General features: G+C 73.9%; 24 protein-coding genes. 11 read left to right on the forward strand and 13 right to left on the reverse strand.

From position 1 onward, the window contains the following. Nucleotides 1-35 precede the first annotated feature (35 nt). Nucleotides 36-1,454, reverse strand: coding sequence for a S41 family peptidase (locus AB0R04_RS14860; protein WP_363371199.1), 1,419 nt, complete (start codon nt 1,452-1,454; stop codon nt 36-38). 305 nt (nt 1,455-1,759) lie between these two features. Between AB0R04_RS14860 and AB0R04_RS14865 the strand changes: the two genes are divergently transcribed. Further along, nucleotides 1,760-1,972 carry a hypothetical protein gene (locus tag AB0R04_RS14865; RefSeq protein ID WP_063351004.1) on the forward strand — a complete coding sequence of 71 codons (213 nt, stop codon included), beginning with the start codon at nt 1,760-1,762 and terminating at the stop codon, nt 1,970-1,972. Nucleotides 1,973-1,997: 25 nt separating this feature from the next. Beyond that, nucleotides 1,998-2,369 (forward strand): toxin Doc, encoded by a 372-nt coding sequence (locus tag AB0R04_RS14870; protein ID WP_363371486.1) that lies wholly within the window; start codon nt 1,998-2,000, stop codon nt 2,367-2,369. 100 nt (nt 2,370-2,469) lie between these two features. Here AB0R04_RS14870 and AB0R04_RS14875 read toward each other — a convergent pair whose 3' ends face one another. Together AB0R04_RS14875 and AB0R04_RS14880 are read right to left on the reverse strand one after the other, a co-directional pair. Further along, nucleotides 2,470-3,117, reverse strand: a complete 648-nt coding sequence (locus tag AB0R04_RS14875) for a Pr6Pr family membrane protein (RefSeq protein WP_363371201.1) — start codon at nt 3,115-3,117, stop codon at nt 2,470-2,472. 134 nt (nt 3,118-3,251) lie between these two features. Then, complete coding sequence (locus tag AB0R04_RS14880) at nt 3,252-3,797, reverse strand: GNAT family N-acetyltransferase (protein WP_063347007.1); 546 nt, start codon at nt 3,795-3,797, stop codon at nt 3,252-3,254. 288 nt (nt 3,798-4,085) lie between these two features. On the opposite strand from AB0R04_RS14880, the gene AB0R04_RS14885 reads away from it, so the two are divergent. Genes AB0R04_RS14885 through AB0R04_RS14900 form a run of 4 tightly spaced genes read left to right on the forward strand, consistent with a single transcriptional unit; the run spans nt 4,086 to nt 9,895 of the window. Then, nucleotides 4,086-5,267 (forward strand): CaiB/BaiF CoA-transferase family protein, encoded by a 1,182-nt coding sequence (locus tag AB0R04_RS14885; protein WP_363371202.1) that lies wholly within the window; start codon nt 4,086-4,088, stop codon nt 5,265-5,267. Nucleotides 5,268-5,269: 2 nt separating this feature from the next. Continuing rightward, nucleotides 5,270-6,412: an acyl-CoA dehydrogenase family protein gene (locus tag AB0R04_RS14890; protein WP_363371204.1), complete on the forward strand. Its 1,143-nt coding sequence runs from the start codon at nt 5,270-5,272 to the stop codon at nt 6,410-6,412. Nucleotides 6,413-6,452: 40 nt separating this feature from the next. After that, the gene (locus AB0R04_RS14895; protein WP_363371206.1) at nt 6,453-7,667 is read left to right on the forward strand and encodes an acetyl-CoA C-acetyltransferase; all 1,215 of its coding nucleotides are present in this window, start codon (nt 6,453-6,455) and stop codon (nt 7,665-7,667) included. A 38-nt stretch (nt 7,668-7,705) separates the two neighbouring features. After that, nucleotides 7,706-9,895: a 3-hydroxyacyl-CoA dehydrogenase NAD-binding domain-containing protein gene (locus AB0R04_RS14900; RefSeq protein ID WP_363371208.1), complete on the forward strand. Its 2,190-nt coding sequence runs from the start codon at nt 7,706-7,708 to the stop codon at nt 9,893-9,895. Nucleotides 9,896-10,012: 117 nt separating this feature from the next. Here AB0R04_RS14900 and AB0R04_RS14905 read toward each other — a convergent pair whose 3' ends face one another. From AB0R04_RS14905 to AB0R04_RS14920, 4 genes are all read right to left on the reverse strand, one after another. Then, a complete protein-coding gene (locus AB0R04_RS14905) occupies nt 10,013-10,792 on the reverse strand; it encodes a MerR family transcriptional regulator (RefSeq protein WP_363371210.1) in 780 nt (259 codons plus the stop codon). Nucleotides 10,793-11,062: 270 nt separating this feature from the next. Then, nucleotides 11,063-12,103: a 2-oxoglutarate and iron-dependent oxygenase domain-containing protein gene (locus tag AB0R04_RS14910; RefSeq protein ID WP_363371212.1), complete on the reverse strand. Its 1,041-nt coding sequence runs from the start codon at nt 12,101-12,103 to the stop codon at nt 11,063-11,065. 336 nt (nt 12,104-12,439) lie between these two features. Continuing rightward, nucleotides 12,440-13,087: a response regulator transcription factor gene (locus tag AB0R04_RS14915; RefSeq protein WP_063347002.1), complete on the reverse strand. Its 648-nt coding sequence runs from the start codon at nt 13,085-13,087 to the stop codon at nt 12,440-12,442. After that, nucleotides 13,039-14,475 carry a sensor domain-containing protein gene (locus tag AB0R04_RS14920; RefSeq protein ID WP_363371213.1) on the reverse strand — a complete coding sequence of 479 codons (1,437 nt, stop codon included), beginning with the start codon at nt 14,473-14,475 and terminating at the stop codon, nt 13,039-13,041. The genes AB0R04_RS14915 and AB0R04_RS14920 overlap by 49 nt, the downstream gene beginning before the upstream one ends. Nucleotides 14,476-14,723: 248 nt before the next feature. Here AB0R04_RS14920 and AB0R04_RS14925 point away from each other — a divergent pair, with 248 nt between their 5' ends. Then, nucleotides 14,724-15,437, forward strand: coding sequence for an ABC transporter ATP-binding protein (locus AB0R04_RS14925; RefSeq protein WP_244293320.1), 714 nt, complete (start codon nt 14,724-14,726; stop codon nt 15,435-15,437). Between the two features lie 118 nt (nt 15,438-15,555). After that, complete coding sequence (locus AB0R04_RS14930; RefSeq protein ID WP_363371214.1) at nt 15,556-18,003, forward strand: FtsX-like permease family protein; 2,448 nt, start codon at nt 15,556-15,558, stop codon at nt 18,001-18,003. An 88-nt stretch (nt 18,004-18,091) separates the two neighbouring features. Here AB0R04_RS14930 and AB0R04_RS14935 read toward each other — a convergent pair whose 3' ends face one another. The 3 genes from AB0R04_RS14935 to AB0R04_RS14945 all read right to left on the reverse strand — a co-directional run bounded on the left by AB0R04_RS14935 (nt 18,092) and on the right by AB0R04_RS14945 (nt 21,091). After that, nucleotides 18,092-18,859 carry a MerR family transcriptional regulator gene (locus AB0R04_RS14935; protein ID WP_363371215.1) on the reverse strand — a complete coding sequence of 256 codons (768 nt, stop codon included), beginning with the start codon at nt 18,857-18,859 and terminating at the stop codon, nt 18,092-18,094. Between the two features lie 88 nt (nt 18,860-18,947). Further along, nucleotides 18,948-19,988 (reverse strand): DUF2332 domain-containing protein, encoded by a 1,041-nt coding sequence (locus AB0R04_RS14940; RefSeq protein ID WP_363371216.1) that lies wholly within the window; start codon nt 19,986-19,988, stop codon nt 18,948-18,950. A gap of 230 nt (nt 19,989-20,218) precedes the next feature. Next, entirely contained in the window at nt 20,219-21,091 is an 873-nt protein-coding gene (locus tag AB0R04_RS14945; protein WP_363371488.1) for a LysR family transcriptional regulator, read from the reverse strand. Nucleotides 21,092-21,302: 211 nt separating this feature from the next. Between AB0R04_RS14945 and AB0R04_RS14950 the strand changes: the two genes are divergently transcribed. Both AB0R04_RS14950 and AB0R04_RS14955 read left to right on the forward strand, forming a co-directional pair. Further along, nucleotides 21,303-22,220 (forward strand): DMT family transporter, encoded by a 918-nt coding sequence (locus AB0R04_RS14950; protein WP_363371490.1) that lies wholly within the window; start codon nt 21,303-21,305, stop codon nt 22,218-22,220. A 7-nt stretch (nt 22,221-22,227) separates the two neighbouring features. Next, a complete protein-coding gene (locus AB0R04_RS14955) occupies nt 22,228-23,574 on the forward strand; it encodes an MFS transporter (RefSeq protein ID WP_363371218.1) in 1,347 nt (448 codons plus the stop codon). A gap of 4 nt (nt 23,575-23,578) precedes the next feature. Here the strand turns inward: AB0R04_RS14955 and AB0R04_RS14960 are convergent, their stop codons facing one another. The 3 genes from AB0R04_RS14960 to AB0R04_RS14970 all read right to left on the reverse strand — a co-directional run bounded on the left by AB0R04_RS14960 (nt 23,579) and on the right by AB0R04_RS14970 (nt 25,885). Further along, nucleotides 23,579-23,953 carry a hypothetical protein gene (locus AB0R04_RS14960; protein WP_363371220.1) on the reverse strand — a complete coding sequence of 125 codons (375 nt, stop codon included), beginning with the start codon at nt 23,951-23,953 and terminating at the stop codon, nt 23,579-23,581. A 41-nt stretch (nt 23,954-23,994) separates the two neighbouring features. Next, nucleotides 23,995-25,158: an SUKH-4 family immunity protein gene (locus tag AB0R04_RS14965; RefSeq protein WP_363371222.1), complete on the reverse strand. Its 1,164-nt coding sequence runs from the start codon at nt 25,156-25,158 to the stop codon at nt 23,995-23,997. A gap of 136 nt (nt 25,159-25,294) precedes the next feature. Further along, complete coding sequence (locus tag AB0R04_RS14970) at nt 25,295-25,885, reverse strand: DinB family protein (RefSeq protein WP_363371224.1); 591 nt, start codon at nt 25,883-25,885, stop codon at nt 25,295-25,297. A gap of 202 nt (nt 25,886-26,087) precedes the next feature. On the opposite strand from AB0R04_RS14970, the gene AB0R04_RS14975 reads away from it, so the two are divergent. Further along, complete coding sequence (locus AB0R04_RS14975; protein ID WP_363371225.1) at nt 26,088-26,825, forward strand: hypothetical protein; 738 nt, start codon at nt 26,088-26,090, stop codon at nt 26,823-26,825.

Raw genomic sequence — 26,825 nt, forward strand, 5'->3', positions numbered from 1 at the left:
GTACGGCGCGGGCGGCCTCGCCCGCGATGCGGCCGCTACTGCTCGCCGAGGACGCGGCGGGCCGTGCTCAGGGCGGAGTCCTTGAGCCCGGCCGGCTCGTCATCGGTGAACACCGGCGTGCGGATGTCCGGCGGGATGCCGGGGCCGTCGAAGGTGCTGCCGTCGGGCGTGAGGTACTTCTCGTTCGGCAGCACCACCATGAAGTCCGGCGAGAGGGTCTTGATCAGCACGTCGGAGAAGACGCCCTGGGTGTTCTCGCCGATCCGGACGACGTGCGGGGAGCGGCCCATCAGGGTCTGGGTGAAGGTCTCGGCGGCGCTGATCGACAGCGAGGAGGTGAGCAGGGCGACGGGGCCGGTGAAGTGCTCGGTGTGCGCGGGCCGCACCACGACCGGCTGCGGCCGGGTGAACTTCGTGGGGTCGGCCGGGTCGTCGCGGGCCACCTTGCGGTAGGCGACGTACGGGCGGTCGGTGAGCCGGGCGGCGATCTGCTGCCCGAGCGCGTCCGAGCCGCCGCCGTTCAGCCGGACGTCGATCACCAGGCCGTTGAGCCGGTCGGGGTCGGCGAGCAGGGCGTCCAGCGCCCGGTCGAGCTCCTTGGCCTGGGCGGCGAACCCGCCGGTCGCGTAGCCGTCGAAGCCGCTCACCCGCAGGTAGCCGACGCCGTCCGGGAGCCGGCCCACGCCCAGCCGGCTCACTCCCTGGTCGTTGACGGCGAACTCCTGTTCAGGGCCGGTCAGTTGTGCGTCGACGGCCTTGCGGGCCGCGTCCCGCAGGGCGGGCGTCGACTTCAACGAGCCGTCGCGCCGGCCGGAGTAGACGCCGGTCGGGCCGGTACTGGTCACCCGGGCCAGACCGGTGTGCGCGTCCTTGAGCGGGGTCAGCAGGTCGATGAAGATCTGCTGGAGCTGGTCGGTGGTGGTCGCCGGAGTGATCTTCGCGCGCTGCTCGTCGCGGGCCGCGTGCCAGTCGATCCCCTTGGCGGCGAAGAAGGGGTAGTTCTCCTCGAAGGTCTCCCAGAACCGGTCGAAGACCGCGAGCGGGTCGTTGGGGGCGGGCCGGGTGCACAGCGCCGGCAGCGCGTCCAGGCGGCGCAGCGTCTTGCTGCCCGTCCCGCCCTCCTCGGCGTCGATCGCCCGGCGCCCGCCCGGCTGCGGGGTGAGGGTGAGGGCGTTGTCGCCCAGGACGTACCGGACGGTGCCGTCCCGGCCGGGGGCGCCGTCCTGCGTCCCGGTGACCCACCCCGGCACGCAGCTGTGCGTCGTCACGTCGTAGGTGGCCAGGCTGCTCCCGGAGACCACGGCCACCAGGCCGTACCCGTCCATCTGCCAGACCCCCTGGAGGGACCTGCCCCGCCTGTCCTGGCCGTCGGCCTGCGTCGCGGCCACCCCCGGCGCCGCCACCGCGACCGTCGTCGCGAGCGCCACCGCCGTGGCCGCCACCGTCCTGCCCACTGCCGCTCTGCTTGCCGTCGTCGTGCCCACTGCGGTCCTGCCCACTGCCCTGCGCGTCATCTCCGGCCTCCGCCGAACCGCCCGGCCTCCCCCGCGGAACCGCTCCGCCGCCTTGCCCCAGACGCTACGGCGGCCCCCACCGCCCCGGCGTCATCCCGCGCGCCCGACCCCCGCCCGACTTGGGGGCTACCCGCGGCTGCGCCGAAACCACTCCGCGGGGGTATCGACAGCAAACCCTTTTGACGGCGGGTGAAAATCCTCCGTTGGTGGTCCCAACTCCGGTGCGCTCCAGTACCATCGGCGCCATGCCTGCGCTCAACATCGAGTACACGGAGCACGAGCTCGCCGCGATCCGCGAGGCCGCCGCCGCGGACGGTAAGAGCATCAAGGCGTACATCCACGACCTGAGCGTGCGGGAGCAGCAGCGGCGGGTGTTCGTGGACCACGCGGTGGCGTTCTGGAAGTCGCACCGGGCGGAGTTCGACGCCGCGTTCCCGGAGGACGCGCCGGCGGCGTGAACGGCGCGGCGGGGGTGCGGGGATGATGCTGTTCCACGTCGACCTGCGCTGGCTGCTCGATGTGCAGGAGCTGGCCTCGCCGGAGGACCTCAGCGTGCGGGACTACTCCGCGCTCCAGGCCGCCGTCGCCCGGCACCGGGTGAACACCGCGCAACTCGGCCACGACGCCGACGCCGCCTGGTGCGCGGCCACCCTGATGCACACCATCGTGCTGCTGCGCCCCTTGCCGGTGCGCAACAACCTGTACGCCTGCATGACGACGGCCGCGTACATGCACGCGGCCAAGGAGGGCGTCGACCCGCCGTACGGGGCGCTGGTCGAGCTGGCCCGCGACATCGCGGCGGGCGGGGCGGACGTGTTCGCGGCGGCCGACCGGATCCGCTCCTGGCGGATCTGAGGCCGGCCGCCGCGCGGACGGTCACCCGGGAAAGGGCGTCCCCGGAAAGCGCCCCGGCGAAAGGGCAGCCCCGGGGAGGCCGTCATCCGTGCCCGGGCGTTCAGGACTTGGCGGACCTCAGCTTGCCCGCGACCAGCGTTCCCAGCCGGTCCAGCCCGACCACGGCGGCGGCCAGCACCACGAACTCGACCGTCAGCAGGGCTATCTGGCCCCAGACGTAGCCGTAGCCCTTGGTGGTGGGGTCGAAGAAGAAGTAGGGGTAGGGCGTCGGGTAGTCGTCGAACAGCGCGTTCCGGGCGAGCACGATCGCCGCGTAGCCGAGCGGGAAGGCCAGCCAGAGCGGGATGTCCTTCCAGGCCGCCGCGTTGCGCGGCTTCAGCACCAGCCAGTCGGCGATCACCATCACCGGCGTCACGTAGTGCAGGAAGAACGACGACCAGTGCGCGAGCTTGTCCGGCCCGCTGACCAGCCCGGGCAGCGGGTTGGCGCCGTGCTGGAGCAGGACGTGCGAGACCAGACCGGTGATCAGGATGTACAGGGTGGCGGCGCCGCGCAGCCGGGGCGCGGGCGCGTCCACGGTGTCGCGCTTGAGCATCCAGTACACGGCGCCGATGAAGTAGCCGAGCACGATGACGTTGCTCTGCACGGTGAAGAACACCAGCGGCGCGGTTCCGAGGGTCAGGCCGAGGCCCGCCGAGAGCACGATGCCCATGCGCCACCACAGCGCGGGGCGGGTCCGGACTGTCATGCGGCCACCAGTTCGTTTCAGGCGATACGGGAGGTATCGGACGGCTAAGGGGGAACGCCGCACTCTACTCGCAGGTAGCAGCGGGACGGAAGAAACGGTCCTGCTCGGGGCGGTGGCCAGGTCGGCCCCCCGGCTCAGGCCATCCGGTGGATCAGCCGGTCCTCGTCGTCGGTGCGGCCGTCCGGGTCCGGCAGCAGCCCGAGCCGCTCGGCGAGCCGGCGGGACGGCACGTTGTCCGGGTGGATCAGGGCGACCACCGGCACGCCGGGGAAGCGCGGCAGCGCCTCCGCCATCGCAGCCCGGGCCGCCTCGGCGGCGTAGCCCAGGCCCCATGCGGACGGCCGGAAGCGGTAGTAGAGGTTGAACACCCGCTCGCCGTCCAGCGTGTGCAGGTAGAGCCCGGAGAACCCGATGACCGCTTCCGGCTCCTCCCGGGTGGACACGGTGCAGTACCCCACCCCGTCCCGCGCCCAGTCGGCGACGAAGCCGTCCAGCATCTCCCGGCTCGCCGCCCGGTCGCGGTGGGGCCCGTTGGGGTTGTACCGGTTGGTCTCCGGATCCCCGTGGATCGCGAACACCGCCTCCACGTCCCCCTCCTGAGGCCGGCCGAGCACCAGCCGCTCGGAGGCGGTGACGATCGTGCGGGTGGCGTGTCCGGTGGCGTGTCCAGTGGTGGTCATGGCGCTTCCCCCGTGTCGTGCGTAATAGGTCTACCGCACCATAGGCCATTACCCTGACAGTCGCCCGACCATTTCCGCCCACCCGCCCCGGCTACGGGATCGGTTCACACCCGGTCGCCTTGCCCCCGGCGGTGATGAACCGGCGCAGTCGCTCGGGCGGCAGGCGGCGGCGAAGTCCTCGGCGGCGGTGTTCATGGTGGGGGAGGAGGTCTTGTTACCGGCGGGTCGCTTCTCTATCATCGCGGGTGTTACAGCTTTACTGTCAAACCCAGAAGGGTTCTGCAGCCAGTGCGTGACACGAGCAGTCCGCCGGGCGTCACGGCCACCGGCCCCGGCCCGTTGGCGGGGGTGCGGGTGGTCGAGCTCGCGGGGATCGGGCCGGGGCCGTTCGCGGCGATGCTGCTGGCCGACCTGGGCGCCGACGTGGTGCGGGTGGACCGGCCGGATCCGTCGCCGCTGGGCATCGATCCGGCGTACGACGTGACCAACCGGAACAAGCGGTCGGTGCTGGTCGACCTCAAGTCCCCGGCGGGGCCCGGCCTGGTGCTGGACCTGGTCGAGCGGGCGGACCTGCTGATCGAGGGCTACCGGCCCGGGGTCGCGGAGCGGCTCGGGGTCGGGCCGCAGGACTGCCTGGCCCGCAACCCGGCGCTGGTGTACGGGCGGATGACCGGGTGGGGGCAGCAGGGGCCGCGCGCCGCCAGTGCCGGGCACGACCTCGGGTACGCGGCGGTGGCCGGGGTGCTCGGCCTGGTCGCGGGGCCGGGCGGGCCCGAGGAGGCGCCCGGCATCCCGGCCAACCTGCTGGGCGACTACGCGGGCGGCTCGCTCTACCTGGTCGTCGGCCTGCTCGCCGCGCTGCACCACGCCAGGAGCACCGGCGCCGGCCAGGTCGTCGACGCCGCGATCGTGGACGGCGCGGCGCACCTGTCCAGCATGCTGTGGGGGCTGCTCGCGGCCGGCCACTGGCAGGACCGCCGGGGCGCCAACCTGCTGGACGGCGGCGCGCCGTTCTACGCGGCCTACCGGGCGTCCGACGGCGGACACCTGGCTGTGGGGGCGCTGGAGCCGCAGTTCTACGCCGAGTTCGCCCGGCTGCTGGAACTCGGCCCGCAGGCGCCCGGGCAGTACGACCTGGCCCGCTGGCCCGAACTGCGGGCCCTGATCGCCGACCGCTTCGCCACCCGGACCAGGGCCGAGTGGGAGGCCGTCTTCGCCGGCTCCGACGCCTGCGTGGAGCCTGTGCTGACGATGCGTCAGGCAGCCCGGGAGGAGCACCTGTTGGCGCGCGGCACCTACGTCGAGGCGGGCGGTGTCACCCAGCCCGCCCCCGCCCCGCGCTTCTCCGCCACCCCCGGCGCGCTGCGCCGCCCGCCGGCCCGGCCGGGTGCGGACACCGCCGAGGTGGCCCGCGACTGGGCCGTCCCGTCCCTCAACTCCGACAACTCCGATGCAGGACAAGGAGCGTAGCGTTGCAGCGCGAGATCTTCACCGAGCAGCACGAGGACTTCCGGGCCGCCGTGCGGGCCTTCCTCGCCAAGGAGGTGCTGCCGCACTACGACCGCTGGGAGAAGGCCGGCATCGTCGACCGCTCCGCCTGGCTGGCGGCCGGCCGCCAGGGCCTGCTCGGGATGGCCGTCCCCGAGGAATACGGCGGCGGGGGCGCCCCGGACTTCCGCTACGCCGCCGTGCTGGCCGAGGAGTTCGCCCGGGCCGGCGCCTCCGGGCTGGCGATCGGCCTGCACAACGACATCATCGGCCCCTACCTCACCTCGCTCGCCACCGAGGAGCAGAAGCGCCGCTGGCTGCCCGGCTTCTGCAGCGGCGAGCTGATCACCGCGATCGCGATGACCGAGCCCGGTACCGGCTCCGACCTCCAGGGCATCCGCACCCAGGCCGTCGACCGAGGCGACCACTACCTGCTCAACGGCGCCAAGACCTTCATCTCCAACGGCATCCTCGCCGACCTGGTGGTCGTGGTCGCCCGCACCACCCCCGAGGGCGGCGCGCACGGGCTGAGCCTGCTGGTGGTCGAGCGCGGCACGCCCGGCTTCGAGCGCGGCCGCAACCTGGACAAGATCGGCCAGAAGTCCCAGGACACCGCCGAGTTGTTCTTCGAGGACGTCCGGGTGCCGAAGGAGAACCTGCTCGGCGAGCTCAACGGCGGCTTCGTCCACCTGATGCAGAACCTCGCCCAGGAGCGGCTGACCATCGCGGCCGCGGCGATCGCCGGCGCCGAGTACCTGGTCGAGATCACCACCGACTACGTCAAGCAGCGCGAGGCCTTCGGCCGCCCACTGGCCAAGCTCCAGCACGTGCGCTTCGAGATCGCCGAACTCGCCACCGAGTGCGCCGTCACCCGGGCCTTCGTCGACCGCTGCATCACCGAGCACAACCGCTACGCGCTCACCCCGGCGGACGCCTCGATGGCCAAGTGGTGGGCCACCGAACTGCAGAAGCGCACCGCCGACCGGTGCCTCCAACTGCACGGCGGATACGGGTACATGAGCGAGTTCCCGGTCGCCCGGGCGTTCACCGACGGCCGGATCCAGACCATCTACGGCGGCACCACCGAGATCATGAAGGAGATCGTCGGCCGGTCCATCCTCGGCTGAGGCCTCCCGCGAACCCCCCTGCCCCGAAAGGCGTTTGACCGTGACCACCGAAGCGTACGTCTACGACGCGATCCGCACCCCGCGCGGCCGGGGCAAGGCCACCGGCTCGCTGCACGGCACCAAGCCGATCGACCTCGTCGTCGGACTGATCCACGAACTGCGCAACCGGCACCCCGAGTTGGACCCGGCGGCGATCGACGACATCGTGCTCGGCGTGGTCAGCCCGGTCGGCGACCAGGGCTCCGACATCGCCCGGATCGCGGCCATCGCGGCCGGCCTGCCCGACACGGTGGCCGGCGTCCAGGAGAACCGCTTCTGCGCCTCCGGCCTGGAGGCCGTCAACCTGGCCGCCGCCAAGGTCCGTTCGGGCTGGGAGGACCTCATCCTGGCCGGCGGCGTCGAGTCGATGTCCCGGGTCAAGATGGCCTCCGACGGCGGCGCCTGGTTCGCGGACCCGATGACCGCGTACGAGACCAACTTCGTCCCGCAGGGCATCGGGGCCGACCTGATCGCCACCATCGAGGGCCTCTCCCGTACCGACGTGGACGCCTTCGCCGCCGAATCCCAGGCCCGCGCCGTCAAGGCGCAGGCGGACGGCCTGTTCGACCGCTCGGTGGTCCCGGTCCGCGACCGCAACGGCCTGGTCGTGCTGGAGCGCGACGAGTTCATCCGCCCCGGCACCACCGTCGAGACCCTGGCCGGCCTCAAGCCCTCCTTCGCCGGCATCGGCGAGGCCGGCGGCTTCGACGCCGTCGCCCTGCAGAAGTACCACTGGGTCGAGGCCATCGACCACGTCCACCACGCCGGCAACTCCTCCGGCATCGTCGACGGCGCCGCGCTCGTCGCCATCGGCAGCCGGGAGATCGGCGAGCGGTACGGGCTGCGCCCGCGCGCCCGGATCGTCTCCGCCGCCGTCTCCGGCTCCGAGCCCACCATCATGCTCACCGGCCCCGCCCCGGCCACCCGCAAGGCGCTCGCCAAGGCCGGGCTCACCGCCGCCGACATCGACCTGGTCGAGATCAACGAGGCCTTCGCGGCGGTCGCCCTGCGCTTCATCCGCGAACTGGGCTTCCGGCCCGAGCAGGTCAACGTCAACGGTGGCGCGATCGCCCTCGGCCACCCGCTCGGCGCCACCGGCGCGATGCTGCTCGGCACCGTGATCGACGAGTTGGAGCGGCGCGACCTGCGCTACGGCCTGATCACCCTGTGCGTGGGCGGCGGCATGGGCGTCGCCACCATCGTCGAGCGCATCTGACCCACTGTCCCTCGGATCCCCTCGGAGACCCTGAACTCATGAGCGACACCACCACCATCCGCTGGGAGCAGGACCAGGACGGCGTGGTCACCCTCGTCCTCGACGACCCGACCCAGTCCGTCAACACCATGAACGAGGCCTTCACCGCCGACCTCGACGCCGTCGTCGACCGGCTGGCCGGCCTCGCCGCCGACGGGCTGCGCGGCGTGATCGTCACCTCCGGGAAGAAGACCTTCTTCGCCGGGGGAGACCTCCGGCTGCTCTCCGCCGCCCGCCCCGAGGACGCCGCCGCCGTCTTCGAGAAGTCCCAGCGGATCAAGCGCGCGCTGCGCAGGCTGGAGACCCTCGGCAAGCCGGTCGTCGCCGCCGTCAACGGCAGTGCGCTCGGCGGCGGCCTGGAGATCGCCCTCGCCTGCCACCACCGGATCGCCCTGGACAACCCCGCCAGCCGGCTCGGCCTGCCCGAGGTCACCCTCGGCCTGCTGCCGGGCGGCGGCGGAGTGGTCCGCACCGTACGGCTGTTCGGCATCACCGACGCCCTGCTGAAGTTCCTCCTGGAGGGCCGCCAGTACCGCCCGGCGCAGGCCCTGGAACACGGACTCGTCCACGAACTCGTCGCCACCCCGGAGGAGTTGACCGCCCGGGCGCGGGCCTGGATCGAGGCCAACCCGGCCGCCGTCCAGCCCTGGGACGTCAAGGGCCACAAGATCCCCGGCGGCACCCCCGCGACCCCGGCGTTCGCCGCCAACCTGCCCGCCTTCCCGGCCAACCTGCGCAAGCAGCTGAACGGCGCGCCCTACCCGGCCCCGCGCAACATCCTGGCCGCCGCCGTGGAGAGCGCCCAGGTCGACATCGACACCGCGATGGCGATCGAGGCCCGCTACTTCACCGAGCTCGCCTGCGGACAGACCAGCAAGAACATGATCCAGGCGCTGTTCTTCGACCTCCAGGCGGTCAACTCCGGCGCCGGCCGCCCCCAGGGCGTCGAGAAGCGACTCGTCCGCAAGGTCGCCGTGCTCGGCGCCGGGATGATGGGCGCGGGCATCGCCTACACCTGCGCCAAGGCCGGCATCGAGGTCGTGCTCAAGGACGTGAGCATGGCCGCCGCCGAACGCGGCAAGGCCTACTCCGCCGGGCTGCTGGACAAGGCGATCGCCCGCGGCCGCTCCACCGAGGCCAAGCGGGACGCGCTGCTCGCCCGGATCACCCCCACCGCCGAGGCCGCGGACCTGGCCGGCTGCGACGCGGTGATCGAGGCCGTCTTCGAGAACACCGAGCTCAAGCACAAGGTGTTCCAGGAGGTCGAGGGCGTCCTCGCCCCCGACGCGCTGCTCTGCTCCAACACCTCCACCCTGCCGATCGGGCTGCTCGCCGAAGGCGTCGAACGCACCGCGGACTTCATCGGACTGCACTTCTTCTCCCCGGTCGACAAGATGCGCCTGGTCGAGATCATCCGCGGCCCGCAGACCGGCGACGAGGCCCTCGCCCGCGCCTTCGACCTGGTCCGGCAGATCGACCGGACCCCGATCGTGGTCAACGACTCGCGCGGCTTCTTCACCTCGCGGGTCATCGGCCAGTTCCTCAACGAGGGCGTCGCCATGGTCGGCGAGGGCGTCCCCCCGGCCAGCATCGAGCAGGCCGCCGCCCAGGCCGGCTACCCCGCCAAGGTGCTCTCGCTGATGGACGAGCTCACCCTCACCCTGCCGCGCAAGATCCGCGACGAGTACCGGCGCGCGGTCGAGGCCGCCGGCGGCAGCTGGACGCCCCACCCGGCCGACGCGGTGGTCGACCGGATGGTCGACGAGTTCGGCCGCCCCGGGCGCAGCGGCGGCGCCGGCTTCTACGAGTACGGCGAGGACGGCAAGCGCGGGCGGCTCTGGCCGGGGCTGCGCGAGCACTTCGGCGAGCCGGCCGCGGACGTCCCCTCCGAGGGCCTCCCCTTCGAGGACCTCAAGGAGCGGATGCTGTTCAGCGAGGCGCTGGACTCGGTGCGCTGCCTGGAGGAGGGCGTGCTGACCTCGGTCGCCGACGCCAACGTGGGCTCCATCCTCGGCATCGGCTTCCCGGCCTGGACGGGCGGCGTGTTCCAGTACATCAACGGGTACGAGGGCGGCCCGGCCGGCTTCGCGGCCCGGGCCCGCGAACTCGCCGCCGCCTACGGCGAACGGTTCGCGCCGCCGGCGCTGCTGGAGCGGATCGCGGCGGAGGGGCGCACCTTCACCGACTGACCGTCAGTCCTGAGCGGGTGGGGGCCGGGTGCCGGACGGCCCCCACCCGGCTCCTCCTGCGGTTCCCGGCCCAGGTCCTTGCCGAGTTCCTTGCTCGGCTCCCCGCTGAGCTCCCGTTCAGCTCCCCGCCGAGTCCTCCCGCAGTTCCTCGCCGAGTTCCTCCCGCAGTTCCTCGCCGAGTTCCTCCCGCAGCGAGCGCTGGAACGCCGTGACCAGTGCCTGCGCCACCATCGGCTGGATGTGGTCCGTCAGCGCCCTCATCAGGGCCAGCTCGTCCGGCGCCGGCTCGCTCTCCCGATAGGGCCGCCACACCGTCTCCCGGAACAGCCGCTGCAACTCCCGGGCCGTCGCCCGGCTGTGCTCCAGCACCACCGCCCGCGCGGCCAGCAGCGTCTCCAGCGGGATCGGCACGTCCAGGATCCGCACCCCCAGCGGCAGCAGGCCCGGATCCACCCGGAACAGCTCCGGATCGGCCGTCCGCTCCAACGCCCCCATCGCGACCAGGCGTTCCACCTGTTCCTCCGACAGCCCTCGCCCGGCCCGCCGCTCCAACTGCGCCCGGCCCAGTTCCTCCGCCGCCTCGGGCGTCCAGGACGCCACCAGCGCCCGGTGGATCGCCAGGTCCAGCGGCGTGCTGTCCTCCGGCAGCCGGGCCAGGTACCGCTCGATCGCGGCCAACGTCAGCCCCTGGCGCTGCAACTCCTCGATCAGCTCCAGCCGGTCCAGGTGCGCCGCCCCGTACAGCCCGACCCGGCGCGGCCCCAACTCCGGCGGCGGCAGCAGGCCTTTCGTCCCGTAGAACCGGACCGTCCGGACCGTCACCCCGGCCCGCGCCGCCAGTTCATCGACCGTCAGCCGCACCCCGCCCCCGTCTCCCACGGCCCCGAGCTCCCCCATCTGCCGCCTCCTGCACTGGCACACTTCCACTGTGACAGCAGCAGTGTGACAGTGCCCGTCCCCCTGGTCCACCGGCTGCTCCACCGGCGACGGTGGCCCGCCGCACACGTGAGTCCGCCCCGCCGCTGGGGAGCGGCGGGGGCGGACTCGGGGTGCTGGTGCCTCTGGCCGGGGCCGGCTCTGGCCGGTGCTGCTTCTGGCCGGGGCCGGCTCTGGCCGGTGCTGCTTCTGTGCTGCGGCGCGACTGGTCTCGGCCTCCGGGGTGTGGGGCTACCGGGAGGCGGCGTCGGCCAGGTCGGCGTGGTGGCGGCGGGTGACCTCGGGGTGGGCCCGCGTGTAGCCCTTCCACTCGTTGAGGCCGAACTCGGCGAACAGCGGGTTGTCCGGATCCTCGGTGGCGCCGGGGGCGTGCCGGGCGAGCGGGAAGTCCAGCGGCTCGATGTGGGCGTCGAGGCGGGGGTTGTAGAAGAACGGGACGGAGAAGCGCTCGCGGGCGCCGACCGGGCTGACCACGCGGTGGTTGGTGGCCTTGAGGTAGCCGTCGGTGGCCACCTCCAGCAATTCGCCGAGGTTGACGACGAAGGCGCCCGGCATCGGTGGGACCTCCAGGAATGTGCCGTCCGGGCGCTCGACCTGGAGGCCGCCGACGGTGTCCTGGAGCAGCAGCGTGATGAAGCCGTAGTCCTTGTGGGCGCCGACGCCCTGGCCGGCGCCGTCCGGAGCGGTGCCGGGGTAGCGGACCAGCTTGAGCCGCAGGTGGGGGTGGCCGGCGAAGGCCTCGTCGTAGAAGTCGGGGCGGGCGCCGATCGCGGTGAGGAGCTCGTGCAGCAGCCGGCGGGCGGTGTCGCTGAGGTGGTCGATCCAGCCGAGCGCGGCGGTGCGCAGATCGGGGAGTGCCGCGGGCCACTGGTTGGGGCCCTCCAGCCACCAGTACGGGGGCTCGCCGGTGCCGGGCACGTGCGGGGGCAGCTCGGCGCCGATGTCCAACTGGTCGCGCCAGTCCTGGCTGCCGCCGGTGCGCTCGTCGCCGGTGCGGGTGTAGCCGCGGTAGTGGGGGGAGTTGAGGTTGCTCACGGCGAGCCGGTCGGCCTCGGGGAGGGCGAAGAAGGCGCGCATCGCGTCGGTGAGCGCGGCCGTCTCCTCCGGGGTGATGCCGTGGCCGACGAGCTGGAAGAACCCGACGTCGGTGGCTGCGGCACGGAGTTCGTCGTGCAGTCGGCGGCGGTCGTCCGGGCCGCCGTCGGCGAGCGAGAGGTCGATCACCGGGAGGGAGTCGGATATGGGGGTGTACTGCTGCGACATGTGTGACATCCGCTGGTCTCGTCCCGGCCTGTCCCGGTGATCGACCGGGGGATGGCCGGAGTGGCCGCCTGGTGCGGCGGGTGCTCCGGGAGCCGGGAGGTGGAGGCGGCCGGGTGGAGGCTGCCCTTGAGGGTGGGTGGCGCGAGGTTCAGCTGGAGCGTCGACAGGACATGCTTGTCACGCGGAGCAGGTCCACGTGGCGACGGCGAACAAGGATGAGCACGTCACCAGCGTAGATGACCTTGACCGGAGCGGGCGAGCCCCCTGCAGCGGAGGGCGGTCTCTCACTTGGCGGTGGCCCTTCAAGGGGTGGATAGGGTGGAAAGCCTTGGTGTGTCGCCCCTCTCAGCCGTTGTTGAGGTAGGCCAGCACGGCCAGGACGCGGCGGTTGTCGTCGTCGGAGGGCTGGAGGTCGAGTCGGACGAAGATCGACGCGGTGTGCTTGGCGACGGCCCGCTCGGTGATCACCAACTGCTGGGCGATCGCCGCGTTGGAGCGCCCCTCGGCCATCAGCGCCAGCACCTGCCGCTCGCGGGGGGAGAGGGTGGAGACCGGGCCGGCCGAGGAGTTGTGGGTGAGCAGCCGGCTGATCACTTCCGGGTCCATCACGGTGCCGCCCCGGGAGACCCGCTGCACCGCGTCGATGAACTGGGCGCCGTCCAGCACCCGGTCCTTCAGCAGGTAGCCGATCCCGCCGGTGCTGCCGGCCAGCAGCTCGCGCGCGTACAACTGCTCCACGAACTGCGACAGAACCAGGACGGGCAGCCCCGGGTGCGCCTGGCGGGCGGCCAGCGCCGCCCGCAGCCCCTCGTCGGTGAAGCCGGGCGGCAGCCGGACGTCGACCACGGCGATGTCCGGCCGGTCGGCGGCCACCGCGGCGAGCAGTTCGTCGCCGGTCTCGACCGCCGCGGTGACCTCCATGCCGCTGGCCTCCAGCAGCCGGGTCAGGCCGTCCCGGAGGAGGAAGAGGTCTTCGGCGATGACAACGCGCACGGGATCTCCAGGTTCACAATGGTCGGGCCACCGGAGGGGCTGCTGATCGCGAGCACCCCGTCGAAGGCGGCCAGTCGGCGTTCGGTTCCGCTGAGGCCGGTCCCCCGGGACGGGTTGGCGCCACCGCGCCCGTCATCGGTGACCGATATCCGCAGCAGCCCGCCACTGTGCCCTATCTCGATCCACACGTGCGAGGCGCCGGCGTGTTTCACCACGTTGGCCAGCAGCTCGCTCACCGCGAAGTAGACGGCGGACTCCACCGGGGCGGGCGCCCGGCCGGGCAGCCCGCCGGTGAAGGTGACCGGCAGCGGGAGGTCCAGCGCGGTCGCCTCGACCGCGTCGGCCAGGCCGCGGTCGGCGAGCACCGGGGGATGGATGCCCCGGACCAGGTCGCGCAGCTCGCTCAGGGCCTTGACCGAGGACATCCGGGCCTCGACCAGCAGGGGTTGCAGGGCCTTCGGGTCGTCCTTCACCTGCTCGGCCACGGTCAGCAGCATGCCCAGGGCGACCAGCCGGGCCTGCGCCCCGTCGTGCAGGTCCCGTTCGATCCGGCGCAGCTCGGCCGCCCCGGCGTCGATGGTGTCCGCCCTGGTCCGGGCCAGATGACTGACCTGGCGGGCGAGTTCGCTCCGCCGGGACGGGCCGAGCAGGGCGCGGGCGGCCCGCTCGTGCACCCGCAGGACCGGCGGCGCGGCCCACAGGGCGGCCAGCGGGGAGATGTAGAGCCCCATCATGTAGACGGGCCCCAGCGGGAGGAACGGCCCGTTCCGGCCGAGTACCTGGAGGGCGATCGGGGTCAGCACGACGATCACGGCGGTGATCGGGACGGCGCAGCCGGAGACGAGCACCCAGAGGAGGTCCCGCCAGGTCGCCGGATCGGCCAGCCAGCCGCCGGCGCGCATCCGCTGCCACGGCCCGGCGTCGACGCGGTGGTACGGCACCGGGATCGGCCGGCCGCTCCACCGGCCGACGATCCGCCGGTTCTCCGTCGCGATCCAGCGCGTGCCGAGCAGGCCGAGCACCAGCATCGCCGGCCCCAGGCAGAGCGATCCGGACCGGCCGCCGGGCGGGGCGCCGCCGTAGAGGTCGGTGGCCATCAGCGCGAGCGCGCCCGGCGCGAACAGGACGGCCCCGGCCGCCCGGCCGCCGCCCCCGGTGGCCCAGCAGAGAGCCCAGAGGGCGACCGGCGTCAGCGGCACCAGCAGGATCAGCGGCCCGCCCGGACCGTGGGCGAACGGCTCGGCGTCGTCGGGGCCGAGCAGGGCGGCGGCCAGCAGGACCGGCCCGGCCAGCAGCGCCATCAGCCCCGTGACGGCCAACGTGACCATGTAGAGCGCCCGCACGCCGGCCACGACGGCACCCTCCAGCTGCGTGACGGCCCTGGACACTGCGCTCGTCCTCATCCCGCGCCTCCCCTCCGGTCGGTGGCCCCGCGGCCCCGGTTGATCATCCGGCGTCAGTCTGCCGCGCCGTGACGTGCAGCGCTCTAGGTCTGCGCCCCCAATCCGGGGTGTACCTGGATACACCCCCGAGAGGCCGTCCAGACGGCTGTCCGCGCCCCGCCCCGAATTCGTAGCGTCATGTCCCGTCAGCCGGCCCGGACTTCCGGTGCCGGACCTCGAATCGTGGAGGGCCCGTGAACGCGCCGATCATCCGGATCCGCGGCGTCAGCAAGACGTACGACCGATCCGACGCCGCCCACCCCGCGCTGGCCGGGCTCGACCTGGAGGTCCGGGCCGGCGAGGCGCTGGCCGTGCTCGGCCGCTCGGGCAGCGGCAAGTCCACCCTGCTGAACCTGGTCGCCGGCCTCGACCGCCCGAGCGAGGGCACCGTCGAGGTGGACGGCGTGGCCGTCCACGAGCTCGGCGAGGCCGCCCTGGCCGAGTACCGGCGGAAGCGGATCGGCATGGTGTTCCAGTTCTTCAACCTGCTGGACGATCTGAACGTCGAGGACAACGTGCTGCTCCCGGCCCAGCTCGCCGGGATGCGGCGGGAGCAGGCCCGGGCCCGGGCCGGCGAGCTGCTGGAGCGGCTCGGGGTCGCCCGGCACGCCAAGGCCTTCCCCGGCCGGCTCTCCGGCGGCGAGCGCCAACGCGTCGCGGTGGCACGGGCCTTGATGAACCGTCCGCCGCTGTTGCTCGCCGACGAGCCGACCGGGGCGCTGGACACCGCCTCGGCCGCCGACGTCCGCGACCTGCTCCGGGGGCTCAACGCGGAGGGCCAGACGATCCTGCTGGTCACCCACGACACCGCGCTCGCCGAGGCCTGCGCCGACCGGACCATCGAGCTGCTCGACGGCCGGCTGGTCCGGGACACCGCGGCCGTGCCGGCCCCCGGCGGTGTGCGATGAGCGAACGCCGTGCGATGAGCGAGTGGTGGGGGTGCCCCCGGCCGGAGGCCGGGGGAGAGCGGATCACGGGAGGGCGCGTGTGGGCGAACGCCCCCGCCGGGCGAAGGGAGGCGGGCGCATGAGCGTACTGGGCAAGGTGGTTCGCGCCGGCGTCGGCCGCAAGCGGGTGCAGACCCTGGTCATGGTGCTCACCACGATGGCGGCCGTGACGGCGTGCATCCTCGCCACGGGCCTGCTGGTCGCCTCCCAGGGCCCGTACCAGCGCACCTTCGCCGACCAGCGCGGCGCGCACCTCAACGTGCTGTACGACCCGGCCAGGGCGAGCCCCGCCCAACTCGCCGCGACCGCGCACGCCCCCGGCGTGACGGCCTCGGCCGGTCCCTACCCGGCGCTCACCGTCCAGCCGCGCGCCGGCGACGAGCTCCGGATCCCGCCGGCCGGCAGCCTGCTCCCGCCGGTGACGCTGGTCGGCCGGGCGAAGGACGGCCCGCTGGACGGCCTGCGGATCACCATGGGCCGCTGGCTCGCCGGCCCCGGCGAGGTGGTGTTCCTGGACGGCCACTCGCCGCTGGGCGTCGGCGACAGCATGCAGTTCCCCGACCTCCCCGGGCACCCGACCCTCAAGGTCGTCGGCCTGGCCGCCTCCCCCTCCTGGAGCGCGGACGGCTGGATCGCCCCCGAACAGGTCGCCGGGCTCACCGCGCCCGGTGCGGCGCCCGCCGCCCAGTACCTCTACCGCTTCGCCCACGCCGACACCGACGCCGAGGTGGAGGTCGACCGCGCGGCGCTCGCCGCCGCAGTGCCGGGCGGCGCCCTCGCCAGGGCCACCTCGTACCGGCCGGCCCAGACGGAGGCCAACCGGACGGCCGCGACCTTCGTCCCGTTCGTGACGGCCTTCGGGGTGCTCGGCCTGGCCATGTCGGTGCTGATCATCGGCGTCGTGGTCAGCGGCGCCGTCAGCGCCGCCACCCGGCGGATCGGCATCCTCAAATCGCTCGGCTTCACCCCGTCCCAGGTGGCGCGCGCCTACGTCGGCCAGGCACTGATCCCGGCCGGGGTCGGCACGGCGCTCGGCGTGCTCGGCGGGAACCTGCTGTCCGTACCCGTCCTCGGGGTGGCGCACAAGGCCCTGCGCGGCGGCCTGCTCGGCATCCCGCTCTGGGTGGACGTCGCCGTTTCGGCGGTGGCCCTGGCAGCCGTGGCGGGCACCGCCCTGGTGCCCGCGCTGCGGGCCGGCCGGCTGCGCACGGTGGAGGCGCTCGCGGTCGGCCGGACGGCGCCGGGCGCCCGGCGGGCAGCCTCCCGCGGCGGCTCGGGCCGTCCGGGGGCTTCCGGTCAGGCGAGTGCGTCTGGTCGGGTCGACACGTCGGGCCCGGCCGGGGCGTCGGGTCCGGTCGCCAGGGTCCAGCAGTTCATCGGCCGCCTACCGGTGCCGCGCGCCCTGAGCCTCGGGCTGGCGACCCCGCTCACCCGGCCGGGCCGCTCGGCGACCACGGCCGCCGCGGTGGTGCTCGGCACGGCCGGAGTCACCCTGTGCGTCGGCCTGACGCTCTCGCTCGGCTCCTTCCAGGACGGCCTCCAGGCCGGGCGCTCCGGCAAGGTCGTGGTCCAGGCCCCGATCGAGAGCTCGACGAAGGCCCCCGACCACGTGGACGAGGCCGCCGCGACCAGGGCGATCGCCGACCGCCCCGGTACCCGGGCCTGGTACAGCACCGCTCCGACACCGGTCGCCGTGGCCGGGAACACCGGGCGCACCGCGGTGATCGCCTTCACCGGGGACGCCTCCTGGGGCGGCTACCAGCTGATCTCCGGCCGATGGTTCCAGGGCCCCGGCGAGGTGGTCGTCGCCACCGCCTTCCTGCGCGCCAACCAGGTGCGCGTCGGCGACACCGTCACCCTCACCGACCACGGGCGCAGCACCCCAGTGCGGATCAGCGGCGAGGTCCTGACCACCAGCGACCAGGTGTTCGTCGACCGGGCCGCACTGGCCCCGCTCGGCACCGCCGTCCAGGCCGACACGGTCGCCTTCCAGATCGACCTCACCCCGGGCACGGACGCGCAGGCGTACGCGGACGGGCTCGACGACGCCGTCCGGCCGCTGGGCCTGAGCGCCGAAGCGGGCCGGCAGCAGATCAGCATCGTGATGCTGGCCATGAACACCCTCGCCGGGACGCTCACCCTGCTGCTGGCCGTGGTGGCCGGCCTGGGCGTGCTCAACACGGTGCTGCTGGACACCCGGGAGCGGGTACACGACCTCGGAGTGCTCAAGGCGCTGGGGATGTCGCCCCGGCAGACGGTCGGCATGGTGCTCACCTCGGTCTGCGGCAGCGGGCTGGTGGCCGGGCTGATCGGGGTCCCGATCGGGATCCTGCTGCACCACCAGGTGATGCCGGCGATGGCCCGCGCCGCGGGGGTCGGGGTGCCGGAGGCGGACCTCACCGTGTTCCACCCCTCGGTGGTGGGGCCGCTGATACTCGGCGGCCTGGTGCTGGCGCTGCTCGGCGCCCTCCTCCCCGCCGCCTGGACCGCCCGCACCCGGACGGTCACGGCGCTGCGCACCGAGTGACGGCGGGGCGAGGCGGGGCGGGCCCTCCCTGCCACCCCGACTGGGGCGGCAGGGAGGCCGGGCCCTGCCGCCCCGCCCCGCCGGTGGCTCAGGCCAGTCGCGCCTCCGCGTACGCCTCCATGGCGGCCCGCTGGTACGCGGCCAGGCCCGGGGTGATGGCCTCGTACACGGCGCTCCACTGGGCGTTCTCCGTGCAGGAGCGCGCGATCGTGCGGAACTCCTCGACGGAGACCGTCCGGAGGGAGGTGAGCGCCAGGTATTCGGCGTCGATGTGGCTCTGCACGGGCTCGGCGTCCGCCGGGTGGCCGGCCGCCAGCAGCTCCGCCAGGCGGATCATCCGCGCCGTCCGCTCGCGCTGTCCGGCCTCGACGTCGGCCTGGCTCATCGCGGCGGTGGCGCGCCGCGCCGCCTCGGCGTGCTCGGGGAAGTCCCGCAGGCTCTCCTCGACGTCGCCGGGCTGGATGCCCTCGAACAGGTTCTCCGGGCGGTTGATGCTGGTCATGGATGTGCCGTCCTTTCGGGAACGTTCCAGGTCGGCGATCGTGCGGGAGACGGTGGCGGCCAGGGTGTCCAGCCGGTCGCGCTCGGCGAGCAGCCGGTGCCGGTGGTCCCGCAGGGCCTCCAGCTCGTCCACCTGGTCGCCCAGGATCCGGGCGATCCCGGTCAGCCCGACCCCCAGCGCCCGCAGCACGAGGATCTGTTGCAGCTGGAGCAACTGCCGCTCCTCGTAGTAGCGGTGGCCGTTCGAGCCGATCCAGGCCGGGGGCAGCAGCCCGATCTCGTCGTAGTGCCGCAGGGTCCGGGCGGTCACGCCCGACATCCGGACGACTTCCGCGATCGGCCAGGCCGTTGCCATGCGCCGTCTCCCTCGTTCACGTTCGCGTGGACCAGGGCCGGTTCCTCCGGCCCTGGTCACGACGGTAGAAGCTGCCGCTGCGGCAGCTTCAAGCCCCGAGACCGTCCCGGGACCGGAACCAGTGGAGGGACTGCCCGTGCGGTCCGGTGAAGGCCACCGGCCGCTCGTCCAGAGCGAGCGCGAACAGCCCGGATCCGGCGGGCGCCGGACGGGGGAGTCGCCGCTCGACGGTCGGCAGCACCGAGACGGCCTCGTTGGAGATCCAGTGCCCGGGCAGGCCGCGCATGGTCACCGCGAACTCCTCCCGCGCCTCCGGGGACAGGTAGGCGAGCACCGCGCTGTGGAACACCACCGGCGTGGCACCGGCAGGCACCTGCGCCACCAACTCCCGTACTGTCGCGTTGAGATCGCCGCGCACCAGGTGCGGCGGCTCGGCCCGGGCGACCTGGACGGCGCCGCGCAGCCGCTCCAGCCGGTGGGCCTGCTCGGGCCAGACCAGCGACTCCAGCCAGCGCACGTCCTCCTCGTCCCGGACGTCCAGCGGGTTGAGGTCGATCCCGGCGCGCCACACCACCTCGGGCAGCCGCTCCCGCAGCGACGCCGGCAGCGGTACCGGCCCGCGCACCGCGCACTCCAGCGTCACCGGGCTCTCCTGGGCACCGAACTCGACTGCCGGGTCGCCCACTTCGCCCGCTTCGCGCACGTCGCCCACGTCAACCGTGTACCGATACCGGTACCGGTCGGGGTAGAGGCAGAGCCCCGCCGAGGCCCCCACCTCGATCAGCGCGAGCGGCTGCGGCAGCGCCGACAGCAGCGGCAGCAGGGTGGCGCACCGGCCGGCCTCGTTGGTCTGCGTCCGCCGTCGCAGCATCGTCGCCGCGACCTCGTCCCAGTGCGCCGATACCCACGTGCGGAAGGCCGGATAGCCGGCCGTCACCGGTCCACCGAGGTGGCGGACCGAACCGAACAGCAGGTTCGGCTGCCGCTTCGCGACCGGCAGCCCGTCCAGCAGGGCGCACAACTCCTCGTCCCCGGCGACGCGTTCGGCGAGGTCCTGGTAGCTCGCCGAGTTGCCGCGGGCCTCCCGCTCCGCAAAGGCCCGGTAGAGGTCCCCGGTAGCACTGTCCACGTTCCGCACTTCCTTTCCCTTCAGCTCTCTTCGACTCTCTTCAGCGAATTGGCGCAGCCTTGTCCGTGCCTTGTCCGTGTCCTGTCCGTGCCTTTGCCGTCCGCTGTACGGGCGCTAACCCGGCCCCACGAGAGTGAGATCACACCGCCACCGCCCGGAGGCGGCCGGGCCGGTGGTGCGAGGTCCTGTCCGGTCGGTCTTCGCGGGCCCGGCAAGATCGGCCGGTGGTACTACGGCTGCGCCGCCGCCCGCAGCGCGGAGACCAGCGCGCCGAGCACCGGCTGCCCCCAGGCACCCTCGCGTACTGCGGCGTGCAGTGCACGGACCGGCTCCGGGCCGCGGAGCCGACGCACGGTGATGCCCGGGTGGCGCTGGGCGAGTCCCAGGGCGGGGACCAGGGCGACGCCCAGTCCGGCCGCGACGAAGCCCTGCGCCGTCGCGTAGTCGGCGCTGTCCACCGCGACGGACGGCCCGAACCCGGCCGCGTCGCAGGCCCCCCGGACGACCTCCCGGCACGGGCCGGGCGGCTCGGCCCCCACCCAGGGCTCGTCCGCGAGCTCGGCGAGGTCCAGGACGCGCTTCGCGGCGAGCCGGTGGCCCCTGGGCAGCACCGCCCGGTACGGGTCGTCGCGCAGGTGGACCAGCCGCAGGCCGGGGTGCGCGGCGCCGTCGGACCGGACCACCACCGCGAGGTCGGCCCGGCCGTCCAGTACCTCGGTGAGCGGGTCCTCCGGGTCGGTCATGCCGAGGTCGAGCCGTACGCCCGGGTGTGTTCGGCGGAACGCGGCCACCGCCGGGGCCACCAACGCGGCGCCGGCCGTGGCGAAGTAGCGCACGGTCAGGCTGCCGCTGCGCCCGGCCCGCAGGTCGGCCAGCGCCGCGCCGGCCTCCGCGACCTGCCGCTCGATGACGGCGGCGTGCCCGGCGATCAGCAGTCCGGCGGCGGTCGGCCGCACGCCGCGCCCGACGCGTTCCAGCAGGGCCGTCCCGGTCTCCCGCTCCAGCACCGCCACCTGCTGGCTGACGGCGGACGGGGTGTAGCCGAGCGCGCCGGCCGCCGCGCTCACCGAGCCGTGGTCGACCACGGCCCGCAGGACCTGCATCCGTCGGACGTCGAGTACCTCAGTCATGTAGCTCAGCTTAAAGGTGGTGAAGAACATTTCGCTTGTGCTACCGGGTCCTGTCGCGGGACCGTCGTCGAACACCCCGACACCGATACACACCCCCGACCCCGACACACCCGACCCCGACACACCCGACACCGACACACCCGACACCGTCACCTCGACAGAAGGAGCACCGCCCGTGCTGCGGATGGCCGTTCTCGCCCTGTTCTGGGGCTCGGGCTTCCTCTGGATCCGGCTCGCGCTCCAGCACGGGCTCACCCCCGTGCAGATCACCGTGCTCCGTTCGGCCCTCGGCGCCGCCGTCCTGCTGCTGCTCGCCCGTTCCGCCCGGCAGCGCCTGCCGCGCGGCGCCGCCGTCTGGCGCCGGCTCACGTTGGCGGCGCTGCTCTGCAACGCGCTGCCGTTCCTGCTGACCGCGTACGGCGAGCGCGGCGTCGGTTCCGGCCTGGCCGGGGTGCTGCACGCGACCACCCCGCTCTGGTCCCTGCTGGTCGGCCTCGCGCTCGGCACCGAACGGGCCCTCGGCACCGAACGCGCCCGCGGTCCGCTGCGGTTGGGCGGTCTGGTGCTCGGCTTCGCGGGCGTGCTGCTGATCTTCTCCCCGTGGCGGGACGGCGGCGGCCTCCCGGTCCTGTCGGCGCTCGCCCTGCTCGGCGCGGCGGCCAGTTACGCGATCGCCTTCGCCTACATGGCCCGTGCCCTCACCGGCACGGGAACGGGCCCGTTGGCGCTCTCCGCCGCCCAGCTCACGGCCGCGGCTGGGCTGAGCACGCTCGCGCTCCCGGTCAGCGGCTCGCTCGGCCCGGTCGCGGGTGCCGATCCGCTCGGACTCGTCGCCGTCGCCGTCCTCGGCGTCGCCTGCACCGGGCTCACCTTCCACCTCAACTACCGTCTCATCGCCACGGAGGGCCCCACCAGTGCGGCGACCGTCGGCTATCTGCTGCCGGTGGTCTCCACTGCGCTCGGCGCGCTCGTCCTCGGCGAGGAGCTGACGATCCGGACCGTCGCCGGAATGATCGTCGTACTCGCCGGTGTTTTTCTGACGAAACATCACCGGGCCCAGGCCCCCGCCCCCATGCCGACCCCCACCGCTTCACACGACTGAACGGACCATGCACCCCCACTCCCTCTGGCGAACCGCCGACTTCCGCACCCTCTTCACCGCGACCGCCCTCGCCCAACTCGGCACCAACGTCGGCTACGTCGCCGTCCCGCTGATCGCCGTCGAGGCGCTCGACGCGGGCCCGGGGCAGGTCGGCGTCCTCGCCACCCTGAGCACCCTCGCCTTCCTGCTCATCGGCCTGCCCGCCGGCGCCTGGGTGGACCGGATGCGCCACCGCCGCGTGCTGATCGTCGCCGACCTGGTGAAGGCCGCGTTGTACGCCTCGATCCCGCTCACCTGGTGGCTGGGCGGGCTCACCCTCTGGCAGCTGTACGCGGTCGCGCTGCTCACCGGCTGCGCGACGGTCTTCTTCGACGTCGGCTCGCAGAGCGTGCTGCCCCGGTTGGTCGGCCGCGGGCACCTGGTGCAGGCGAACGCCGCCGTCGTCGGCCTGATGGCGGTCGGCAACGTCGCCGGGCGCGGCGCGGGCGGCCTGCTGGTCCAACTGCTCACCGCGCCGTTCGCGATCGTCGCGACCGCGCTCAGCCACCTCGGCTCGGCGCTTCGCCTGATCGGGCTGCGCCGCACCCCCGCCCCCACCCCCGAGCCGATCGCCGACGGGGGCGGGGGCGGGGGCGGCGGCGGCGATCGGCCCGGCGGCGGCGGGCTCGGAGCACAGATCGCCGAGGGGCTGCGGCACGTCCTCGGCAACCGGGAACTGCGCGCGCTCGCTCTCACCGGGGCCCTCACCAACCTGGGCTTCCAACTCGTCAACACCCTGCTCCCGGTGCTGTTCGTGCGGGAACTCGGCCTTCCCGCCGGGGCGTTGGGCCTGTTCTGGGCGGTCGGCGGGGTCGGCACCCTGCTCGGCTCGCGCTGCGCCCGCCCGATCGCCGCCCGACTCGGCTACGGACGCACGCTCGGCCTGGCCGGCGTCTGCGTGGCGCCCGCCGGGCTGCTGGTGCCGCTGATCGGGCACGGCCCCTGGCTGTTCGCGGCGGGGGCGGGCTGGCTGCTGGTCTCGCTCAAGACCGGGATGGACAACGTCCTCGGGGTGAGCCTGCGCCAGCGGATGACCCCGGACGCGCTCCTCGGCCGGATGAACGCCACCTTCCGCTTCCTGCTCACCGGCGCGCTCGCGATCGGCTCCGCGCTGTCCGGGCTGCTCGGCGAACTCGTCGGCCTGCGGGCCACCCTCTGGTTCGGCGGAGCCGTCCTTGCGGTGGCCTTCCTGCCGGTCTTCCTCTCCCCGATCCGCACCCGCCGCCGGCTCCCCGACGCCGACGCCGAAGCCGAAGCCGAAGCCGAAGCCGAAGCCTCCGAAGGCCCCGTCCCCACCCAGCCCCGACAGGCCTGAAGGCCTACCAGCCCGGCCCGTGCCCCGGCTGCCAGTCCAGCCCCAGGTGCGGGCGCGGGCGGTGGATCCGCAGCAGCGCGGTCACCGACCAGACGACCAGGGTCAGCAGGGCGTAGAACAGCAGCAGCGCCCAGAACGGCGTGGTGGACATGCTCCCGTCCTCGAACCGGCACCACGCGTCCGGCGGCAGCCAGGACGCGCCCGTCTCCAGCAGCCGTCCGCCGCCGGGCACCAGGCCCTGTTCGCAGCGCTCGCCGAAGTCCAGTGACCGCAGGTACAGCAGCCCGTACAGCGAGCCCGCCGCCGCGAGGGACAGGACGGCGCCGAAGGTGAGCAGCACCGCCCGCCGTCGCCCGGTCGCCGTACGGATGTTCGTCACCGGGGCAGCGTACCGGCGCACTGTCCGGGGCGCCGCCGGGATCACCCGAGCAGGCCGCCCATGTGCGCGTCCTCGGCGAGCAGCCGCCACGAGCACCCGGGCGAGGCGAACGCCTCCGGGTCGACGGCCTCCACGAGCCGGTCCACCACGGTGCTCAGCAGCGACTGCGGGTCGAACACCGCCCAGGTGTCCCGGCCCCGTCCGCAGTCCCAGCGTTCCCACTCGGCGCGCAGCCGCTCGTACGTCCACAGCGCGTACAGCAGGGCGGACAGGTCGCGGTTGAGGTAGGCCTCCGGCTGGCCGTCGTCGTACCAGTCCGGCAGTTCCAGGCGGCCGGTGGCACCGTCCAGGGCGATCGTCAGATCGGTCGGCCAGTCCCCGAGCGCCAGGAACTCCCGCTGGTACGGGCGCTCCTCCTCGCCGTCGAAGTACTCCGGGTACGCCTCCGCCATCGTGACCAGCGGCTCCTCGCAGACCCCGAACATCGCCCCGCCCAGCGGCAGTCCGATCTCGGTCAGCAGCCGCCGGGTCGGCTCGTGCACCAGCCCGGCGGGCAGTTCCTCCGCCCGGTAGCGGTGCACCAGGCCCGCGCCGTCCTCCTCGCCCGTCAGCGCGGCGAGCTCCGCCACCAGCTCCGGGCCGACCTCGTACGCCGGACCGCCCGGACCGCCCGGCAGCGCGCCCCAGCCCAGCGTCCGTACGAGCAGTGCCGTGCCCCAGTGCGCGGGCGGCGTCGCGGACCGTCCGAACAGCCCGGGGTCGATCTCCCGCATCCGCCGTTCGGCTCCGGCCGTCACCTCGGCGACCACCGCGGGGCCGCGCCGCCCGTTCAGCGCGTCCGCGCGTCGGGCCGCCTCTGCGACCGCCTCCACCTCCCGCACCAATCCGGCCAGCGCGGGCAGACCGGAGGCCAGCAGGTCCCGCCGTGGGCCCGGTTCGCCGAGGAACACCTCGCCGGTCGTTCCGTCGAGCAGCACCAGGCCGCCGGCCGCGGCGAACGGCGCGCAGTACTCCGTCTCGCCCAGGACGAACAGCCGCTCCGCCTCCGGCAGTGCCGCCAACGCCCCGTCGCCGAGCACGCCGAAGTCCAGGAACGCCCCCGAGAGCGGCAGCCCCTCCCGGATCAGGAACTCCCGGCTCCCCGGGTGCACCACCCCACTCGGCAACCCGTCCGCCGCGACCCGCGCACACCCCACGTCCCCCATGCCCCCCACGTCCCCCGCCTTCCACCGCCCCGACCCTTGACCCCCAGACCCTAGCCGCCCCATCCGACACCAGCGCGGACAAGCCACCGCAAGCTACTGCAAGCCACCGCAGGGCTCCAGCCTGTACCGGGCGGGGTCAGACGAGCCCGCCGGCCTCCCGGGCGGCCCGCTCCACGCGGGCGTGGTGGGCCTGCCACCAGGCCGCGTCGCCGGGGGCGGTGTTGATCCCGTCGGGGCGCTGGCCGGTGGTGCCGTCGACGAGTTCGCGGAGGAGGTCGGCGTGGCCGGCGTGGCGGTGGGTCTCGGCGATCATGTGGACGAGGATCCGGTGCAGGGTCTGCTCGGCCCGCTGGCCGAACGGTATCCGGCCGATCGCGTCCAGCGGCAGCGCCTCGATGGTGGCGTCGGTGTGCGCCCAGACCCGGCGGTAGCGCCCGGTGATCTCTTCCGTGGTCTCGTCCGCCCGTGCCCACAGGTCGGCGTTCGGCTCGGCGTCGCCGGTGAACCACAGCGGCGTCGGTTCGGGGAACGGCCGCCCGAAGGTGTGGCCGAAGTACATCGCCTCGGCCCCGGTGACGTGCTTGACCAGCCCCAGCAGGTTGGTCCCGGTCGGGGTCAGCGGGCGCCGGAGGTCGTACTCGGAGAGGCCGTCGAGCTTCCACAGCAGGACGTCGCGGGCGTCCTGGAGGTAGATCCGGAGGTCGGTCTTGGGGTCGGTTGCCGTCATGGCATCAGTCTGTTGATCGCGTCGGACCTGTCCATCGATTTCCGTGCACCCAGGGGTTGGCAAGGGGGAACTACGGAGTGTGACGGGCGGGGGCGGGGAGGGTGTGGACTTGAATCTTTACGAACGAATGTTCGATCCTGGGGTTGTGTCCGTTTTCGAACCTGCTTTCGATTCCATCGCCGAGCGACCGACGCTCCGGCCGGTGGCGCCGGCCGCCATGCCGGCGGCCGGGCGGGGCGGGCGGGGCGGGCGGGACAGGCGGGGCGTGGTGCCGGTGGTGCCGGCGCTGCGGGAGGTGCTGCCGGACGGCGGGCTGCGGCGGGGGACGGCGGTGTCGGTGGCGGGCGGGGACACCGGGCTGCTGCTGGCGCTGGCGGCCGGGGTGAAGGAGACCGAGGGCGGCTGGGCGGCGGCCGTCGGGCTGCCGGACCTGGGGCTGGCCGCGGCCGAGGGGTACGGGCTGGACCTGCGGCGGCTGCTGGTCGCGGACGACCCGGGGCCGCACTGGGCCGAGGTGGTGTCGGTGCTGGCCGGCGCGGTCGAACTGGTCATGCTGCGCCCGGACGGCCCGGTGCCGCCGAAGCTGGCCACCCGGCTGGCGGCGGTGCTACGGCGCAGCGGCTGCGTGCTGCTGGTGGCCGGGCCGTGGCCGGGGGCGGCCCTGCGGCTGGGGGTGCGGTCCGGGCGCTGGTTCGGGCTGGGGGACGGTTACGGGCAGCTCGCCGGGCGGCAGGTGGAGGTGGTGGCCGAGGGGCGCGGTTCGGCGGTGCGCGGGCGGACCGCCCGGCTCTGGCTGCCGGACGAGCACGGCGCGGTACGGCCGGTCCTGGACCGGCCGGCCCTGGCGCGCCCCGTCCTGGAGCGCCCCGTCCTGGAGCGTCCCGTTCCGGGACGGCCCGGGGCCGTCGAGCAGCCGCTCGAACGGGTAGCGGTGGTGTGA

Origin of the sequence: Kitasatospora sp. NPDC056731, from assembly GCF_040687675.1 — a bacterium.
Lineage (GTDB): Bacteria > Actinomycetota > Actinomycetes > Streptomycetales > Streptomycetaceae > Kitasatospora.